7 protein-coding genes, 1 tRNA gene and 4 pseudogenes are annotated in these 17,821 nt (G+C 58.3%); 6 read left to right on the top strand and 6 right to left on the bottom strand.

Features of this window, described 5'->3' with window-relative positions; translation table 11 throughout:
• Positions 1-323: 323 nt before the first annotated feature.
• The 4 genes from B4968_RS03415 to B4968_RS03400 form a co-directional block, all read right to left on the bottom strand.
• Positions 324-397 (bottom strand) — tRNA-Gly (locus B4968_RS03415).
• A 58-nt stretch (positions 398-455) separates the two neighbouring features.
• Complete coding sequence (locus B4968_RS03410) at positions 456-1,643, bottom strand: T6SS phospholipase effector Tle1-like catalytic domain-containing protein (protein WP_161492545.1); 1,188 nt, start codon at positions 1,641-1,643, stop codon at positions 456-458.
• Positions 1,644-1,800: 157 nt separating this feature from the next.
• Entirely contained in the window at positions 1,801-3,762 is a 1,962-nt protein-coding gene (locus B4968_RS03405) for an ASKHA domain-containing protein (RefSeq protein WP_241525525.1), read from the bottom strand.
• Between the two features lie 140 nt (positions 3,763-3,902).
• Entirely contained in the window at positions 3,903-5,114 is a 1,212-nt protein-coding gene (locus B4968_RS03400; RefSeq protein WP_083096616.1) for a CaiB/BaiF CoA transferase family protein, read from the bottom strand.
• 249 nt (positions 5,115-5,363) lie between these two features.
• On the opposite strand from B4968_RS03400, the gene guaB reads away from it, so the two are divergent.
• The 3 genes and pseudogenes from guaB to B4968_RS03385 all read left to right on the top strand — a co-directional run bounded on the left by guaB (position 5,364) and on the right by B4968_RS03385 (position 10,483).
• Entirely contained in the window at positions 5,364-6,812 is a 1,449-nt protein-coding gene (gene guaB / locus B4968_RS03395; RefSeq protein ID WP_083096614.1) for an IMP dehydrogenase, read from the top strand.
• Between the two features lie 53 nt (positions 6,813-6,865).
• Positions 6,866-8,081: pseudogene (locus B4968_RS03390) on the top strand (RsmB/NOP family class I SAM-dependent RNA methyltransferase).
• 91 nt (positions 8,082-8,172) lie between these two features.
• Positions 8,173-10,483, top strand: a pseudogene (locus B4968_RS03385) (ATP-binding response regulator).
• A 90-nt stretch (positions 10,484-10,573) separates the two neighbouring features.
• Here B4968_RS03385 and B4968_RS03380 read toward each other — a convergent pair.
• Entirely contained in the window at positions 10,574-11,167 is a 594-nt protein-coding gene (locus B4968_RS03380; RefSeq protein WP_083096612.1) for a gamma-glutamyl kinase, read from the bottom strand.
• Between the two features lie 192 nt (positions 11,168-11,359).
• On the opposite strand from B4968_RS03380, the gene recA reads away from it, so the two are divergent.
• From recA to B4968_RS03365, 3 genes and pseudogenes are all read left to right on the top strand, one after another.
• The gene (gene recA, locus B4968_RS03375; protein WP_083096610.1) at positions 11,360-12,424 is read left to right on the top strand and encodes a recombinase RecA; all 1,065 of its coding nucleotides are present in this window, start codon (positions 11,360-11,362) and stop codon (positions 12,422-12,424) included.
• Between the two features lie 157 nt (positions 12,425-12,581).
• Positions 12,582-15,239 (top strand): annotated as a pseudogene (gene alaS, locus B4968_RS03370) (alanine--tRNA ligase).
• A gap of 171 nt (positions 15,240-15,410) precedes the next feature.
• A pseudogene (locus B4968_RS03365) lies at positions 15,411-15,698 on the top strand (DUF1330 domain-containing protein).
• A 173-nt stretch (positions 15,699-15,871) separates the two neighbouring features.
• Here the strand turns inward: B4968_RS03365 and typA are convergent.
• On the bottom strand, positions 15,872-17,689 hold the full coding sequence (typA, locus tag B4968_RS03360; RefSeq protein ID WP_083096657.1) for a translational GTPase TypA: 1,818 nt from the start codon (positions 17,687-17,689) through the stop codon (positions 15,872-15,874).
• Between the last annotated feature and the right edge of the window lie 132 nt (positions 17,690-17,821).

Genomic DNA, 17,821 nt, shown 5'->3' with positions numbered 1-17,821 from the left:
CGAATTTTAGGCGAAATATGAAGCACGCCAAAGCGCCGATATCCAGCACTGACAAGATGCGGTGCAAGATTGCAAACAGCGAAAGCCATGGACGCTCAGTCGTGCACCTGTGCTAAGCTGCTGTCAGGCGCATTGCAGGGGGCTTTTCCCACTAAACCAGCGCACTGAATCGCTCCAAAATTGTTCCGAAAAAAGCCCGACGGTTGCGGGATTTGTTGCGGGAAATGTTGCGGGATTGGTGGGAGTAGTCAAATCACGGTAGTTTTAAGTCATTGAACCTGAACACATATTAAATTTTGCGATGCGTTCTGAGGGTTCGATCTTGGAGCGGGTAACGGGAATTGAACCCGTAACTAAAGCTTGGGAAGCTGCCGTGATACCTTTTCACCATACCCGCCTTGTGAGCTAGCTACTCAATGCCGGAAGCGAGGTCAATATGATCATAGCCGGATTTCTCATGGATCGTGGTCCTGAGGGAAAGCTTCAGCATTTGGCGGGCTGTAGCGCAGCGACGGGTCGGCGCGCCGCACAAAGGCTGAGGGGTGGATTTGGGCAGAGTCGCCAATATACCGGTACTGAGCTAAGGGAAGGTAGTAGCCCAAAAACCCTTTTTGGCCGGGCCAGTTGCTGTGGCTAACCTTGCGGGGAAAGATCTCCAGAACCGGCCAGACCTTGCGCAGCTTCATCTGGCTGTGAAGCGCGGCTTTTGCACTTGGGGACGAGATATCCAGCTGCATGCGTTCTGTGACTTTGTCTTTGTGCCCAAGAACATACCGCTTGTAGTACTGCGCTCTGAACTCCAGGCTGTCGACGCCAAGCTCGTCAAGTTCTTGCCGCATCCATTGCATTGTTTGCTTGGCAAGGCCGGCCTCGGATTCGGGAACGCTGCCGGCAACATCAGTGTGGGTTCCGGGAAACCACATCTGCTTCACATCTTGTGGTTCGGGGTTCTTTTTGCTGCGGAAGCGGGTGCCGTGATAGTCCTGTCCTTCTTCCCACATTTGCTGACCAAAGAACCGCCGGGTTTCATCAATGGACAGCACATGCCTGACCGCTCTGACTGAGGGATTGTTGTCGACGCTGGAGTGGGTGCCGAATTCGATGAAGGATCCCTTTTGCAGCCGAAAGCGGATCATTGAGCTGACCGTATCCCAGAGACCCAGAAACCGGATGGGCACCCGGCGGAGGTGGAAAAACTGTTCGGAGATCCGCAGCGGTGCAAATTGCTCGTGTGGCCCGTCCTGACGCAGTTTGCGCCAGGCTTTGAAAACCGGACCAATCAGGTGCAACTCATGCGGCGCCACCAGGCCAAAATCATTGATGAAGGCGGCCAGAACCCGTGCTGTATAGGCGCCGCGTGAGTAGCCAAAAAAGTAGAGCTTGTCGCCCTCTTTGTAATTCTTGCACAGGAAAGAATAGGCATGCATCACATTGCCATGCAGCCCCCAGCCAAAGGCGAGCCCGGCCATGAGCCTGACCTTGGCAAAAAGCGTCTTGGCAAAGGGTCTGGTGGAGAGGGTGCCAACCCCCGGTTCATAATAAACCAGTTGGTTTTCGTTATGTTGCAAGCATTTGTAGAGCCGCAGAATATTGCTTTCGTTCTGCTCGACTTCGTTGCCGGTGCCATCGAGGCAGATGATCAATTTACGTGACAGGCTAACCTTTCAAAATAACGTTCAAAAAGCTAGCATGCCTTGTTGGTTCAGACAACTTATAGGTGTTACTTGCGCCGCCGCCGACGACGACCGCCTGCTGCGCCATCGCCGCCGCCCGTGTTGAAATTCACCTCCGGCAAAGTCACTATTGAGGCCAAAATTGGGAAGGGTTCTTTCGAGTTGGGAATGGCCGAGGCATTGACAAAATGCTCCTGAAAACGCGGCTCGACCGCAGTTTCGATCTTCTCGATGCGGCCACCGTTTCCTCGATCTCACGGCGGGCCTTGGTGTTCAAAAGCGCAATACGCGCCCCTGTGCCCGCGGCATTGCCTGCACTTGTGACCTTATCCAGCGGGCAGTCCGGGATCATCCCCAGAACCATGGCGTGTTTGGACGAGATATGGGCGCCAAAGGCCCCGGCCAGCACCACCCTGTCGACGGTTTCCACGTGGAATTTATCCATCAAGAGACGCGCCCCGGAATAGAGCGCAGCCTTGGCCATCTGAATGGCGCGGATATCCGGATTGGTGATGGTGATCCTGGGGCCGCCCTCGGCTGAGCCATCCCAGACCAGATAGGCATTTGTGCGCCCATCCTCGATGCAGCGCGCTGTTCCGGTCTGCTCGGCCGAGCCAATAAGGCCAGAGGCATCAAGAACGCCCGCCATGCGCATTTCTGCAATGGCCTCGTTGATGCCAGAGCCACAGATGCCGGTGATACCGGTGGTGGCAATTGCTGCGTCAAATCCCGTCTCATCGGACCAGATATCAGATCCAATGACGCGAAAACGCGGCTCTTTGGTCTCGGGGTTTATCTCAAGACGTTCAATGGCGCCCGGGGCTGCCCGCTGGCCGCTTGAGATCTGTGCGCCCTCAAAGGCCGGACCCGTCGGGGACGAGCAGGCCAGGACCTTGTCCTTGTTGCCCAGCAGGATCTCGGCATTGGTGCCCACATCAACCACCAGCACCAGGTCTTCGGATTTATCCGGCGCTTCAGACAGGGCCACGGCTGCGGCATCGGCGCCAACATGCCCCGCGATGCAGGGCAAAAGGTAGACACGCGCGGCGGGGTGGATGTTTAGGTCCAGCTCACGGGCCTGCAGCGACAGCGCATCTGAGGTTGCCAGGGCAAAAGGGGCCTGACCCAGCTCAAAGGGATCAATGCCGAGGAACAAGTGGTGCATCACCGGGTTGCAGACAAAAACCGCATCAACAATGAGGCTCTGGTCAATGGCTGCCTCGGTGGCGATCTGGGTGAACAGGGCATTCATGCCGTCCCGCACCGCGCGGGTCATTTCCTGATCGCCGCCCGTGTTCATCATCGAATAGGACACCCGGCTCATCAGGTCTTCGCCAAAGCGGATCTGCGGGTTCATGATACCAGATGAGGCAACAACCTCGCCGGATTTCAGATCGCACAGATGTGCCGCGATGGTGGTTGACCCCAGATCCACGGCCAGACCGTAGAGCGTACCGTCATAATAGCCGGGCCAGATATGCATGATTTTAGGCGGCTGGTTCTCGTCGCCAAGATGCACGGCGACGGTAACCTTCCACTTGCCTTTGCGCAGGGCCGGCTGCAGGCCTTGCAGAATATGCAGATCAGTTTTGACGCCTTTCAGCTGCCACTGCGCCTCAAGCGCCTCAACCAGGCGCTCCATATCGCCTGAGGGTTTGTGCATGTCGGGTTCTTCCACCTCGACATAGAACAGACGAGTCGAGGGGTTCATGGTGATATCGCGTGCCTCGGCCCGTTTGCGCACCACCTGACGGTGCACCTGGCTCTCGGGGGGCACGTCAATCACCACATCGCCCTGCACCTGGGCCTGACAGCCAAGGCGCCGCCCATCAATCAGCCCGCGCTTGTCCTTGTAGCGCTGCTCTACCTTGTTCCATTCGCTGAGGGCATCATCGGCCACCGTCACGCCGTGTTTGGAAAACTCGCCATAGGACGGCGTGATCTGGCATTTGGAGCAGATGCCCCGGCCACCACAGACCGAGTCGAGGTCCACGCCCAGCTGGCGCGCGGCTGTCAGAACGGGCGTGCCAACTGGAAAATGGCCCCGTTTACCTGATGGCGTAAAGATGACGAGAGGATCGCTGCTCATGAAGGCATCCCTTGGATTCATATTTTGCTGTGCGGACCATAGGGCCTCGCCAGCGCAGACAAAAGTCGCAGAGCGCCACTATCTGGTCTACTGGCGTCATTTTCTACGGGCGGGAACGCGTGGTGACGCAGGGGCTACACTCAGCAAACCTTATCAAGCCAGTCAAGAATGCTCTTTCGATCGGCATCCAGGCGCGGCGCGGGACCACGGGTGGTGGGATCCAGCAGGCCCGACATCTTGATTGGGTTGCCTGCGGCGACATAGGCCGGAGCGCCGTCCTCATCCAGCACATCCACCACCATGTTGCGCGCAAGGATCTGCGGGTCTTTTAAGACCTGTGCCACGTCCTGAATAGGTCCGGTTGGAATCCCGGCCTCTGTCAGGCGCGCAATCCAATAGGCGGCGGGCCGGTCGATTGTCACCGCTTCGATCAGACGTTTCAAAAGCCGCGCGTTCTCACATCTAGCAGGGTTGGTGGCAAACCGCGCATCGCGCGACAAGGGCAGCTCAAGCGCGTTACAGAGCTGCGCAAACAGGCCATCATTGCCCGCGGCGATCACAAACAACCCGTCCTCGGCATGGAAGGTCTCAAAAGGGGTGATCGAGGGATGGCGCGCACCAGAGGGACGTGGGGCCTCTCCGGTCACCGACGTGATCGCAATGGCGTGCTCCAGCAGGGCCAGTTGGCTGTCGAGCATGGCCACGTCGACCTTTTGGCCAAGCCCGGTTTTTTGCACATCCAGCAGTGCCGCCAGCACCCCCTGGGCGAGAAACATGCCTGCGGCGATATCGCCGATAGAGGCCCCAACTCGCACCGGGTCGCGATTGCGCTCACCAGTGATCGACATCACGCCACCACGGGCCTGCACCACCATATCATAGGCCGGGCGTTGCGCGTGAGGACCCGTATGACCAAAGCCGGAAACCGCGCCATAAATCAGCTTTGGGTGCGTCTCATGCAGGCTGTCCCAGCCATAGCCAAGCCGCTCCATCACGCCGGGGCGATAGTTTTCCAGCAAAACATCCGCCTGCGTCAAAAGTCGCTCAAAAACAACGCGGTCGGCCTCGTTTTTCAGGTCCAGCGCAATGCTTTCCTTGCCGTGATTGATGGCGGCAAAATAGGCACTGTCGGGGCCTTTGAACGGCGGAAAGGCGCGGGTGTCATCGCCTGTGCCGGGGCGTTCGACCTTGATGACCCGCGCGCCCAGATCTGCCAGCGTCATCGAGGCATAGGGGCCTGCCAGAACATGGGTGAGATCAACAATTGTGATGCCTGCAAGCGGCGCTGAGCCGCATTCAGAAGGTGCCTGCGGATGTGGCGTGGCGGCCGAGGCGGGTGTTGGCGCAGTCATTGGGCGCTCCTGATGTTCTGTTCGCTTTTTTCTGAGGCATATCTGCTTCATGTTAAACAACCTTGATGCAGATCAGCAAAAAAAGCCGGAGCGGGGAAAAAGCCGGGTGGGGCAAAAGACGGGGCTCGCAAAAGACGGGCCGGGCAATTGTCTTGCTGCAGTGCAGGAATTTTGCCGTCGGCTCTTTTCTCCCAAGATGTTCTGTGCAATAGGGTCACCGTCAAACGGGGTTTTGCATAGGGGTAGCAAATGCAGATTCGTGAGGCACTCACCTTTGACGATGTTCTCTTGGTTCCAGGCGCGTCTGACGTCCTGCCAAGTACGGCTGACACACGCACACGTGTGACGCAGACAATTGATCTGAATATACCGCTGATGAGCTCGGCTATGGATACCGTGACCGAAGCCCGTATGGCGATCGCCATGGCGCAGGCTGGTGGCATGGGGGTTATTCATAAAAACCTCAGCGCCGAAGAACAGTCGACGCAGGTGCGCCGGGTCAAGCGCTTTGAAAGCGGCATCGTTTACAACCCGATCACGCTGACGCCTGAGCAGACTTTGGCAGATGCCAAAGAGCTGCAGGAGCGCTACCGCGTCACGGGCTTTCCGGTGGTGGACGGCGAAGGCCGGGTGGTGGGCATTGTGACCAATCGTGATATGCGGTTTGCCAGTGACGAAAAAACCCCTGTCTCAGTCATGATGACGTCAAATAATCTGGCGATCCTGCATGAACCCGCCGATCTGGACGAGGCCAAATCCATGATGCGCGCACGTCGCATCGAAAAGCTGCTTGTAACCGATGGCAAAGGGAAGCTGACGGGCCTTTTGACCCTGAAGGATACCGAACAGGCCGTGTTGACCCCACCCGCCTGCAAGGATGAGTTGGGACGCCTGCGTGTTGCCGCCGCGAGCTCGGTTGGCGACAGCGGATTTGCCCGCTCAGAGGAGCTGATTGATGCCGGTGTTGACATCGTGGTGGTGGATACTGCCCACGGCCACTCGGCCGGTGTGCTGGATGCGGTGCGCCGTATCAAGGCGCAGTACCCCGCGGTGCAGGTGATTGCGGGCAATGTCGCCACGGGCTCTGCCACCAAGGCACTGATCGACGCCGGCGCCGATGCGATCAAGGTTGGTATTGGGCCTGGCTCGATCTGTACCACCCGTATGGTTGCGGGTGTCGGCGTGCCTCAGCTCACCGCGATTATGGATTGTGCGGCGGCTGCGGGTACAACACCGGTGATTGCAGATGGCGGTATCAAGTTTTCCGGCGATTTTGCCAAAGCGATTGCTGCCGGTGCCTCTTGCGCCATGGTTGGCTCGATGATTGCCGGCACGGACGAGTCGCCCGGAGAGGTTATCCTGTATCAGGGGCGATCGTTTAAATCCTACCGTGGCATGGGCTCGTTGGGGGCGATGGCGCGCGGATCGGCAGATCGTTATTTCCAAAAAGATGCCGCCAGCGACAAACTGGTGCCTGAGGGGATCGAAGGGCAAGTGCCCTATAAAGGGACTGCGAATGCCGTGATCCATCAGCTGGTGGGCGGGCTGCGCGCTGCCATGGGCTATACGGGCTGCGCCACAGTTGAGGCGATGCGCAAAGAGTGCGACTTTGTGCGTATTACCGGCGCTGGTCTGAAAGAAAGCCACGTGCATGATGTTCAGATCACACGTGAAAGCCCGAACTACCGTATCGGGTAAATTGAGTATTGTGAGAGGATGACGACGACCCTTTGTACCCCAGGAGCCTGGGCATGACCCCGGCTGCCCGCCAGCAGGCGGCCATCGAAATCCTGGATCTGATCCTGGATGGTGAAGCGGCTGAAAAGGCGCTCACCTCCTGGCGGCGGCGCAATCGCTATGCCGGCTCCAAGGATCGCGCCGCTGTGCGCGATCATGTGTTCTCGGCCCTGCGATGCCGCCGCTCCTTTGCGGCTTTGGGCGGGGCACAGACCGGCGAACAGACCGGCGCACAGACCGGCGCACAGACCGGGCGCGGCCTGGTTCTGGGGGCGTTGCGGGCCGAAGGCGTCGATCCCGAGACCGTCTTTAGTGGCCAGGGCTATGGCCCTGCGGCGCTGAGCGAGGACGAAAGCCAAGAGCCTGCTGCCTTTGCCTCTGACGCCGAGCGACTGGATATTCCCGACTGGATCTGGCCCTCTTTCAGCGAAAGCCTGGGCAAGGACACTGAGGCGGCAGCACAGGCGCTGCAATCGCGGGCGCCGGTGCATTTGCGGGCAAACCTTTTGCGCACACCCCGGGCCGCTGCGATAGAGGCCCGGGCAGAAGAGGGCATCATCTGCGCACCGCACCCCGCCTCTGACACGGCGCTTGATGTCAGTCAGGGGGGCCGCAAAGTCCGCAATAGCGACTGCTTTGCCGACGGTCTGGTCGAGTTGCAGGATGCGGCCAGTCAGGCGGTTGTTGACCAACTGCCGCTTGTCGACGGCATGCGGGTGCTGGATTTCTGCGCCGGAGGCGGCGGCAAAAGCCTTGCCATGGCGGGGCGCGCCAAGATTGATCTTTTTGGCCCATGACGCCAACGCAAGCCGGATGAGTGATCTGCCTCTGCGCGCCCAACGCGCCGGAGCTGACATAACCTGCCTGTCAGAAGATGAAGCCGTGCAAAAGGCCCCGTTTGATCTGGTTCTTTGTGATGTGCCCTGTTCCGGCTCAGGCGCCTGGCGGCGCGCACCTGAGGGTAAATGGCGCCTTACCAGAGAGATGCTGGATGAAATCAGACTTTCGCAACGCCAGATTCTAGAGGACGCTGCCGAGCTGGTGGCAGAGAATGGCCAGCTGGCCTATGCGACCTGCTCTATGTTGGATGAGGAAAATAGCGACCAGGTTCAAGGGTTTCTGGCGCGTCATGAGGGCTGGTCTCTGGTCAGTCAGAACGCCTGGCAGGTTCAGAACGGCACGGATGGGTTTTTTGTCGCTGTGTTGACGCGCGTTAGTCCTGGTTGTTAGGTATTTCAACAGGAAAGCTACACCTACCTTAACGTGGCTTTAAGACTTTAGCCGCGTTATGGCAGACACCCTTCCTGAAGATGGAGCCGAAATGTCCGGTCGCCAAAATTCATCCGTGCCCGCGCTACGGATCTATCATCCCGAACATCTTCGCCTTGCGGCCACTTTTGCCTTGTCGTTTGGGTTGATGTTGGCGCCGACATTGTTCTCCTGGCCTGACTGGATCATGCGGGGGTTGATGGCTGTTGGGCTGACGCTTTTGGCGGTTGCTTTGTTGTTGCTGTTTCAGGCCCGTCTGCGGATCAATGCACGTGCCATGGCGGTAGAGCTGCTCACCGGCTTTTTCGAAAAAGACGCAACGCCCAGCTTTGTCACCGATGACGATGGCGCCATTCACGCCTGTAATCAGGCAGCGCAAACCCGGTTTCAGGACAGCGAACGCGACACACTGGCCGGAACCCTGCGCTCTGTGCTGGCCAATCCTTCGGCGGTGTTGTTTCGCCTGCAAAGCCGGGCGCGTTTTGAAGGGGCGGCGCGCGAAGACATTGTGACCCGCCGTGGACATGTGCGCCTTGCGGTACACCAGATGAATGGCGGCAGCTTTTTGTGGCGGGTTGAGGATATCGCGGATCGCCAAAGCGGCCGCGGCTCCGAAGCCGTGCCAATCCCGATGATCACTGTCGGGCGCACCGGCGCAGTTTTGTTCATGAACGAGGCGGCGCGCACCCTGGTTGGCGAGCGGGTCAAATCAACGGATCGTTTGTTTATGACGCTGCCGGTCACCACCGGTGAAATCAACACAATCAGCACCAAAAACGGCCCGTTGGAAGTGCTGGTGACGGAGTTGAACCGAACCCAGGGCCGCAGTGAGCTGTTCCTGATGGAGGTCAACAGCTCTGAGCTGCAGAGCCAGCAGACCAGCTTTGAACACATGCCGGTTCCCTTTATCAAACTGGCTCCCTCGGGTGATATCCTGTCTTTGAACAAGATGGCGATGGCGATGCTGGGGGTTGAGAGTCGGGATAATCTGAAGCTGGCGCAGCTGATGGAAGGGCTGGGGCGTCCCATGTCGGATTGGCTGCGCGACACGGCTGATGGGCTCGCCTCGAACAAATCCGAATTCCTGCGCCTGTCGCGGCCAGACAAAGAGGTTTTTGCGCAGGTCACCCTGACCCGCGTGATCGAGGACGGCAGCACCATTCTGATTGCGGTGCTGAATGATGCAACCGAGCTCAAGACGCTTGAGGCGCAGTTTGTGCAAAGCCAGAAGATGCAGGCGATTGGTCAGCTGGCAGGTGGCGTGGCCCATGATTTCAATAACCTGCTGACGGCCATTTCCGGTCACTGCGATCTTTTGCTGTTGCGGCACGATCAGGGAGACCAGGATTTTGGCGATCTGATCCAGATCCATGAAACACGCCAACCGGGCCGCCTCTCTGGTGAGCCAGCTTCTGGCCTTCTCCCGCAAGCAGACCTTGCTGCCCGAGGTGCTGGATGTGCGCGACACCCTGTCGGACCTGACCCATTTGCTCAACCGTTTGGTGGGGGAAAAGGTCACCCTTACCCTGAGCCATGATCCGGTGATGCGCTCAATCCGTGCCGACAAACGGCAGCTGGAGCAGGTGCTGATGAACCTTGTGGTGAATGCGCGCGACGCCATGCCAAATGGTGGCGAAATCCGGGTGCGCACCGAGGCGGTGACCCTGGATAAACCGTTGACGCGCGATCGTGCTATTGTACCCGAAGGCAATTGGATCACCGTAAAGGTCAGCGATGAGGGCGTCGGCATCTCTGCGGACAAGTTGCAAAAGGTCTTTGAGCCCTTTTACACCACCAAACGCACGGGCGAGGGCACCGGTCTTGGGCTGTCAACGGCCTATGGGATCGTCAAACAAACCGGCGGCTACATCTTTGTTGACTCGGTCCCCGATAAGGGAACCCAGTTCACCCTGTTCTTCCCGGTCTATCAGGAAGGCGCAGAGGACAAGCCAAAGGCAGAGGTCGAGGCGCCAAAACCAGTTCCCGCACCGCAGCACGGCGAAGGCGTGGTGTTGTTGGTAGAGGATGAAGCACCGGTGCGGGCCTTTGCCTCACGGGCGTTGCGCATGCGGGGATATACCGTGCTTGAGGCAGAGTCCGCTGAGGATGCGCTGCGCACGCTAGAGGACCCGGGCCTGACGGTGGATGTGTTCGTCACCGATGTGGTGATGCCGGGCATGGATGGGCCGACCTGGGTCCGTGAGGCCCTGAAAAGCCGCCCTGATACCCGTGTGGTGTTTGTCTCGGGCTATGCCGAGGGGGCCTTTGGTGAATCAGAGCCTGATGTGCCCAACTCGGTCTTTTTGCCCAAGCCGTTTTCGCTCAACCAATTGACCGAAACCGTACACGCCCAGCTGCACTAACCGCTAGACAGGCCGCAGCCTCTCTGAGGCATAGAACGCCAGAACGGCAGCTGCGTGGTGTCTGGACACGTGCTGTTCAGCCAGCTGATGTCAGGAAATGCTCTCGTAGAGCGCGAACTCATCAGCCTTTTTACGGCGGTAGAGCTCTGTTATCTCCGGGCTGAGTGTTAGCTCCATAACGGGACTGGCATTGCGCCGTTGCAACGCGAGCTTCACTTCGAGACGTTCCTCCAGAAAGGCCTGAATGCGAGGCTGATCCTCATAGCGGAACAGATGTGTGACATGGCAGCCGTTTTTTTGCGTTTCCAGGAACTTGGCCTGGCTGCCGACATTGGCATGTCCCGGTTGCTGCCCCTTGCAATAGTCACGCACGAAATCGTCAAAGCTGATGCCTTTTGTAGAATTAGGTTTGCCATCCATAAAGGGACGTTGCCGAAAGCGATACCAACTGCCCAGCCAGCTGATTGGCTCGCGCATTACGGCCGCCACCTCCAGCTCGACACCACAGACCCGCTCAAACATGGGCCGAATCCATCGGTTGTAGCGATACAGTGGCGCATGCTTCAACTCTGGCGGGTCGGTAATTGCAAGATCCGCCCGCGTTTGCAATGCTTCCTGATAGGCGGATGTTCCGGTTTTCGGCACAGAGAGTAGCGCCAGTTTTTCGTCATAAAATACAAGCATTTCCCGCCTCAAACCCTGTAAAATAAGTTGTTTAAACGTTTCTGCCTCCTGTCTATCAGTTGGCTGATCCGCTGAATGGATTAACTTTTTGTTTGCTTTTGTCTTTTTTTGATCTCATAAGGAACAAGAGGCGAACAAAGCAGTGTTTGCCGCAGACGTAGCACTATGTGTCATAGAGGGGGACAAGGGACTATGGCGGATCTTTTGACCATGAAAAATAAAGTAAGCGGCGACAAGCAAAAGGCGCTCGACAGCGCGCTTGCGCAGATCGAACGGCAATTCGGCAAGGGCTCCATCATGAAGATGGGTGACGGTGCCATTGCAGAAATCGAGGCCAGTTCAACCGGCTCTCTCGGATTGGATATTGCTCTGGGTATTGGTGGTTTGCCGATGGGCAGGATCATCGAGATTTATGGCCCGGAGAGTTCTGGCAAGACGACCCTCACACTGCATTGTGCCGCAGAGCAGCAGCGAAAAGGCGGTGTGGTGGCCTTTGTTGATGCCGAACACGCGCTGGACCCGCAATATGCGGCCAAACTGGGCGTGGATCTGGACGAGCTGCTGATCTCGCAGCCTGACACAGGTGAGCAGGCGCTCGAAATCCCAGATACTCTGGTGCGTTCAGGGGCTGTGAACATGGTCATCGTCGATTCGGTTGCGGCCTTGACGCCGAAATCCGAACTCGAAGGCGACATGGGCGATTCAAGTGTTGGCGTGCAGGCCCGCCTGATGAGCCAGGCGATGCGTAAACTGACGGGCTCGATCAGCCGGTCGAAATGCATGGTCATCTTCATCAACCAGATCCGGATGAAAATCGGCGTTATGTTTGGTTCGCCAGAAACCACAACAGGTGGCAACGCGCTGAAGTTCTACTCGTCGGTTCGTCTGGACATCCGCCGCATTGGCGCAGTTAAGGATCGCGACGAAATCGTCGGCAACGCGACCCGGGTAAAAGTGGTGAAAAACAAAGTTGCGCCGCCGTTCAAGCAGGTCGAATTCGACATCATGTATGGCGAAGGCATCTCGAAGATGGGCGAGCTGCTGGATCTTGGGGTCGCAGCCGGTGTGGTAAATAAGTCCGGGTCCTGGTTCTCGTACGGCGATGAGCGGATTGGCCAGGGTCGTGAAAACGCCAAGCAGTTTTTGCGCGACCATCAGGCCATAGCCTATGATATCGAGGATAAGATCCGTGCCGCTCATGGGCTTGAGTTCGATCGCCCCGACCTTGCCGATGGCGACGATATTCTCGAGAGTTAAGACGCAGAAATTTGATCAGGTTGATCTTGGAGAGGGACGTGGCCCAGGCTGCGTCCTTTTTGCGTGACCGGTCTGAATGCAGGCTGTGGACAGAGGCGGGTTGGGGGGATAAACCTCAATGAAACTCTCAATATTGCCCGCAAAGAGAACCAAAATCATGGCGACGCTGAACGAAATCCGCTCCACCTTCCTGAACTACTTTGCCAAAAACGGGCACGAGGTGGTTGCGTCCAGCCCGCTGGTGCCGCGCAACGACCCAACCCTGATGTTTGTCAATTCCGGGATGGTTCAGTTCAAGAACCTCTTTACCGGGGTTGAAAGCCGCGACTACCAACGCGCCACAACCGCGCAGAAATGTGTGCGGGCAGGCGGCAAGCACAACGATCTGGACAATGTCGGCTATACCGCGCGCCACCATACGTTTTTCGAGATGCTCGGAAACTTTTCTTTTGGCGACTATTTCAAGGAAGAGGCGATTACCTTCGCCTGGGAGTTGATCACCAAGGAATTTGGCATCGACAAGAACCGCTTGTTGACCAACCGTGTATCACACCGATGACGAGGCCTTTCAGATCTGGAAAAAGCTGGGTGTTCCAGAAGACCGGATCATCCGCATCGCGACCTCGGACAACTTCTGGCAAATGGGGCCAACCGGTCCCTGCGGACCCTGCACCGAGATTTTCTATGACCATGGCGACCACATCTGGGGGGGACCTCCGGGCTCTCCTGATGAGGACGGCGATCGTTTCATCGAGATCTGGAACGTGGTCTTCATGCAGAACGAAAAGTTCGAAGATGGCTCAATGGTGCCACTGGACATGCAGTCGATCGACACCGGCATGGGGCTGGAACGTATTGGCGCCCTTCTGCAGGGCAGCCACGACAACTATGACACCGATCTGTTCAAATCCCTGATCGAAGCCTCGGCGGATGTCACCAGTTCAGACCCCTATGGCGACCAGAACGTGCACCACCGGGTGATCGCTGACCATTTGCGCTCGACCTCGTTTCTGATGGCCGATGGCGTTATGCCCTCCAATGATGGCCGCGGCTACGTGCTGCGCCGTATCATGCGCCGTGCCATGCGCCATGCGCATCTTCTTGGCGCCAAGGATCCCGTGATGCACCGTCTGGTGCCCGCTTTGGTGCAACAGATGGGCACGGCCTACCCGGAATTGGGCCAGGCGCAGTCCATGATCGAAGAAACCCTGAATCTGGAAGAAACCCGCTTCAAACAGACGCTGGAACGTGGGCTGAAACTGCTGGACGATGAGGTCTCAACGCTGGCGACTGATGCTCCCTTGCCGGGGGCGGCCGCTTTCAAACTCTATGATACGTTTGGCTTTCCGCTTGATCTGACGCAGGATGCCCTGCGTGAAACGGGCCGTGAGGTCGACACCGAGGGCTTTGACACCGCCATGGCAGAGCAAAAGGCAAAGGCGCGCGCCGCCTGGGCTGGCTCTGGCGAAAGCGCCGACAGCACCATCTGGTTTGATATCGCCGACAAACACGGCGCCACCGATTTCCTGGGCTATGAGACCGAGGCGGCCGAGGGCCAGATCGTGGCGCTGGTAAAAGAGGGCGGCGAGGTAAAAGAAGCCGGGCAGGGCGACAGCGTGCAGCTGGTGCTGAACCAGACGCCGTTCTACGCCGAATCCGGCGGACAGGTCGGTGACGCTGGCGAGATTCGCGTCGACGGTGGCGTGATCCGTATCAAAGACACTAAAAAGGCGGCTGGCGTCTTTATCCATATGGGTGTGAAGTGGTTGAAGGGCTTGTTACCTCAGGTGCGCCTGCGCAACTGACGGTCGACCATTCCCGTCGCGCGGCAATTCGCGCCAACCATTCCGCCACCCACCTGCTGCATGAGGCCCTGCGGGACGCGCTTGGCGAACATGTGGCGCAGCGCGGGTCCCTGAATGCCGATGATCGCCTTCGGTTCGATTTCAGCCACACCAAGGCTCTGAGCGACGCCGAGCTGGCGCAGGTCTCTGTCGATGTGAATGCCTATATTCGGCAGAACACAGATGTCGAAACCCGCATTATGTCACCTGACGATGCCCGTGGGTTGGGCGCTCAGGCGCTCTTTGGCGAGAAATACGGCGATGAGGTCCGTGTGGTCTCAATGGGCCGGGCGGCAACGGGCAAGGGCCACGCCGGTGACACCTACTCGATCGAGCTGTGCGGCGGCACCCATGTGCGCCAGACCGGCGATATCGGCACCTTTGTCATTCTTGGCGACAGTGCGTCTTCGGCCGGGGTGCGGCGTATCGAGGCTTTGACCGGTGCGGCTGCCTTTGACTACCTCAAAGGCGAAGCCGCCCGCATGGGTGAGGTTGCCCTGATGCTGAAAGCCCAGTCGGGCGATGTACCTGAGCGTCTTAAGGCCTTGATGGATGAGCGTAAATCGCTGCAAAATGAGGTGGCGCAACTGCGTCGTGACCTGGCCATGGCCGGGGGAGCAGGCACAGGTGAGACGGAGGCCAAAGAAATCGGCGGCGTCAAATTCTTTGCCCAGGTTCTGTCTGGTGTGTCGGGCAAGGATCTGCCCGCGCTGCTGGACGAGCACAAATCGCGGCTCGGCTCTGGTGCGGTTTTGCTGATTGCAGATGCGGGCGGCAAAGCCGCTGTGGCCGCTGGCGTGACGGCGGATGTAACGGACAGGGTTTCGGCTGTTGATCTGGTCAAGGCCGCCGTGGCTGAGCTGGGCGGCAAGGGCGGCGGTGGTCGCCCTGATATGGCCCAGGGCGGCGGCAAAAGTGCCGAAAATGCCGAAGCTGCGATCAAGGCAGCTGAAGGCGTTCTTGCGGGCTAGCATGGATTGGCCGGGAGGGGGACGCTCTTCCTTTCGGCCCTGATGCTGCGGCAGAGGGGGCGTGAAAAAAAACGGGCTGGATGGTTTGGACCAAGTGGTAAAAAATCATCGACCTCGGCTGTCAGTTGCCTATGCTGGCGCCAGCCAAGGCAGTTACCGGAAGGATCCCCAATGCCCGCACTTTGGATTGCACATGTTACCGTCACCGATGAAGAAGCCTATGGCAAATATGCCAAATTGGCTGGCCCGGCTGTTGCCAAGGCTGGCGGCGAATTCCTCGCCCGGGGCTGACGCTTTATTCAGCTCGAAGGCAAAGAACGCCCCCGCAATGTCGTGGCAAAATTCCCCAGCCTGGAAGCCGCAGTCGATTGCTATCACAGCCCGGAATACCAAGAGGCGCTGGCGCATGCCCGTGACGCCTCTGAACGCGAGCTGATGGTGGTGGAAACCAGCGAGTAGATCCAAAGATCACACCAACAAAGACAAAAGGGCGCTTCACTATGAGGTGCCCTTTATTTTTGGGTGTGCGACTGATTTGCGCCGACAGATCTGCACGGACAAATCTGAACAGGCTGTGCAATAAAAAAGGAGCGCCCGAAGGCGCTCCCAAATCTCAGAAATCTACGCTTTGATCAGGCGCTACGCGACATGCGCTTGCGCTCATGCGGGTCGAGGTAGCGCTTGCGAAGACGGATCGAGTTTGGCGTCACTTCCACCAGCTCGTCGTCGTTGATATAGGCAATCGCCTCTTCCAGAGACAGCGTGACAGGGGTGGTCAAACGCACGGCTTCGTCGGTGCCCGAGGCACGAACGTTGGTCAGCTTTTTGCCCTTCAGCGGGTTCACTTCGAGATCGTTTTCACGAGAGTGCTCGCCAATGATCATGCCGGTGTAAACATCGACTTGCGCGCCGATGAACATCTTGCCGCGATCTTCCAGGTTCCACAGCGCATAGGCCACGGACTGGCCGCTTTCCATGGACAGCAAAACACCAGCACGACCGCCAGGGATGGTGCCTTTATGAGGGGCCCAGCCGTGGAAGACGCGGTTCAACACGCCTGTACCGCGCGTGTCAGTGAGGAATTCGCCATGATAGCCGATCAGGCCGCGTGAAGGAACATGGGCGATGATGCGGGTCTTGCCGGCACCTGCGGGGCGCATCTCAACCAGCTCCCCTTTGCGCGCTCCGGTGATTTTTTCGATCACAGCGCCCGAGTATTCGTCATCAACGTCGATGGTTGCTTCTTCGATTGGCTCCATGCGCACGCCGTCAACTTCTTTCATCAGAACCTGCGGACGCGAAATCGACAGCTCAAAGCCCTCGCGACGCATGTTCTCGATCAAAACACCCATCTGAAGTTCGCCACGACCGGCAACCTCAAAAGCGTCACCACCGGGGGTGTCGGTGATTTTGATCGCAACATTGCCTTCGGCTTCTTTCATCAGGCGGTCACGGATGACACGCGACTGAACTTTTTTGCCGTCACGGCCCGCCAGCGGGCTGTCGTTAATGCCAAAGGTCACAGTGATGGTGGGCGGATCGATTGGCTGCGCTTCGAGCGCTGTATCCACGGCCAGGGCACAGATCGTGTCGGCCACGGTTGCCTTGGTCATGCCAGCCAGCGAGACGATGTCGCCAGCCTGGGCTTCGTCGATGTCCTGCTGCGCCAGGCCGCGGAAGGCCTGAATTTTGGTGACGCGGAACTGTTCGATCTTTTGGCCGATGCGGGACAGGGCCTGCACGGTTGCGCCAACTTTCAGGGTGCCAGTCTCAACACGGCCGGTCAGCAGACGGCCCACAAAGGGGTCAGAGCCCAGTGTTGTAGCCAGCATGCGGAAATCTTCGTTCTGGTGCTTGATCTGCTTTGGTTCTGGCACGTGGTTCACGATGAGATTGAACAGTGCGTGCAGATCCTTTCGGGGACCGTCGAGTTCTGCATCGGCCCAGCCAGAGCGGCCAGAAGCATACATATGTGGGAAGTCGAGCTGATCTTCGGTGGCGTCAAGCGAGGCAAAGAGGTCAAAGCACTCATCTAGGGCACGGTCAGGCTCGGCATCGTTCTTGTCGACCTTGTTCAGCACCACAATGGGGCGCAGACCCAGGGCCAAGGCCTTGGAGGTCACGAATTTGGTCTGAGGCATCGGGCCTTCGGCAGCATCCACCAGCAGGACAACACCGTCTACCATCGACAGGATACGTTCGACTTCGCCGCCGAAATCAGCGTGGCCGGGGGTGTCAACGATGTTGATACGGGTGCCGTTCCATTCCACCGAGGTGGGTTTGGCGAAAATGGTAATGCCCCGCTCGCGTTCCAGGTCGTCGCTATCCATGGCACGTTCAGCCACAGCCTGGTTTTCGCGGAAGGCGCCGGATTGTTTCAGAAGCTCATCGACCAGGGTGGTTTTACCGTGGTCCACGTGAGCAATGATCGCAATGTTGCGCATGTCCATGACGTCAGCCTTTGTAAGGAAGTTGCGCCGCCCATAGCCCGATCCCACGCCAAAGGCCAGCAGAAATACGCCAGTTTGTGCCTGTGACGCAGAAGCCGCAACAATACTGCGCATTTGGCCGCAAATATTTCG

The sequence above is a fragment of the Pseudophaeobacter leonis genome (assembly GCF_002087335.1).
In the GTDB taxonomy this organism is placed as follows: Bacteria; Pseudomonadota; Alphaproteobacteria; order Rhodobacterales; family Rhodobacteraceae; genus Pseudophaeobacter; species Pseudophaeobacter leonis.
Note: the sequence above shows the minus strand (reverse complement) of the source record. Positions and strands in the feature narration are given on the sequence as shown.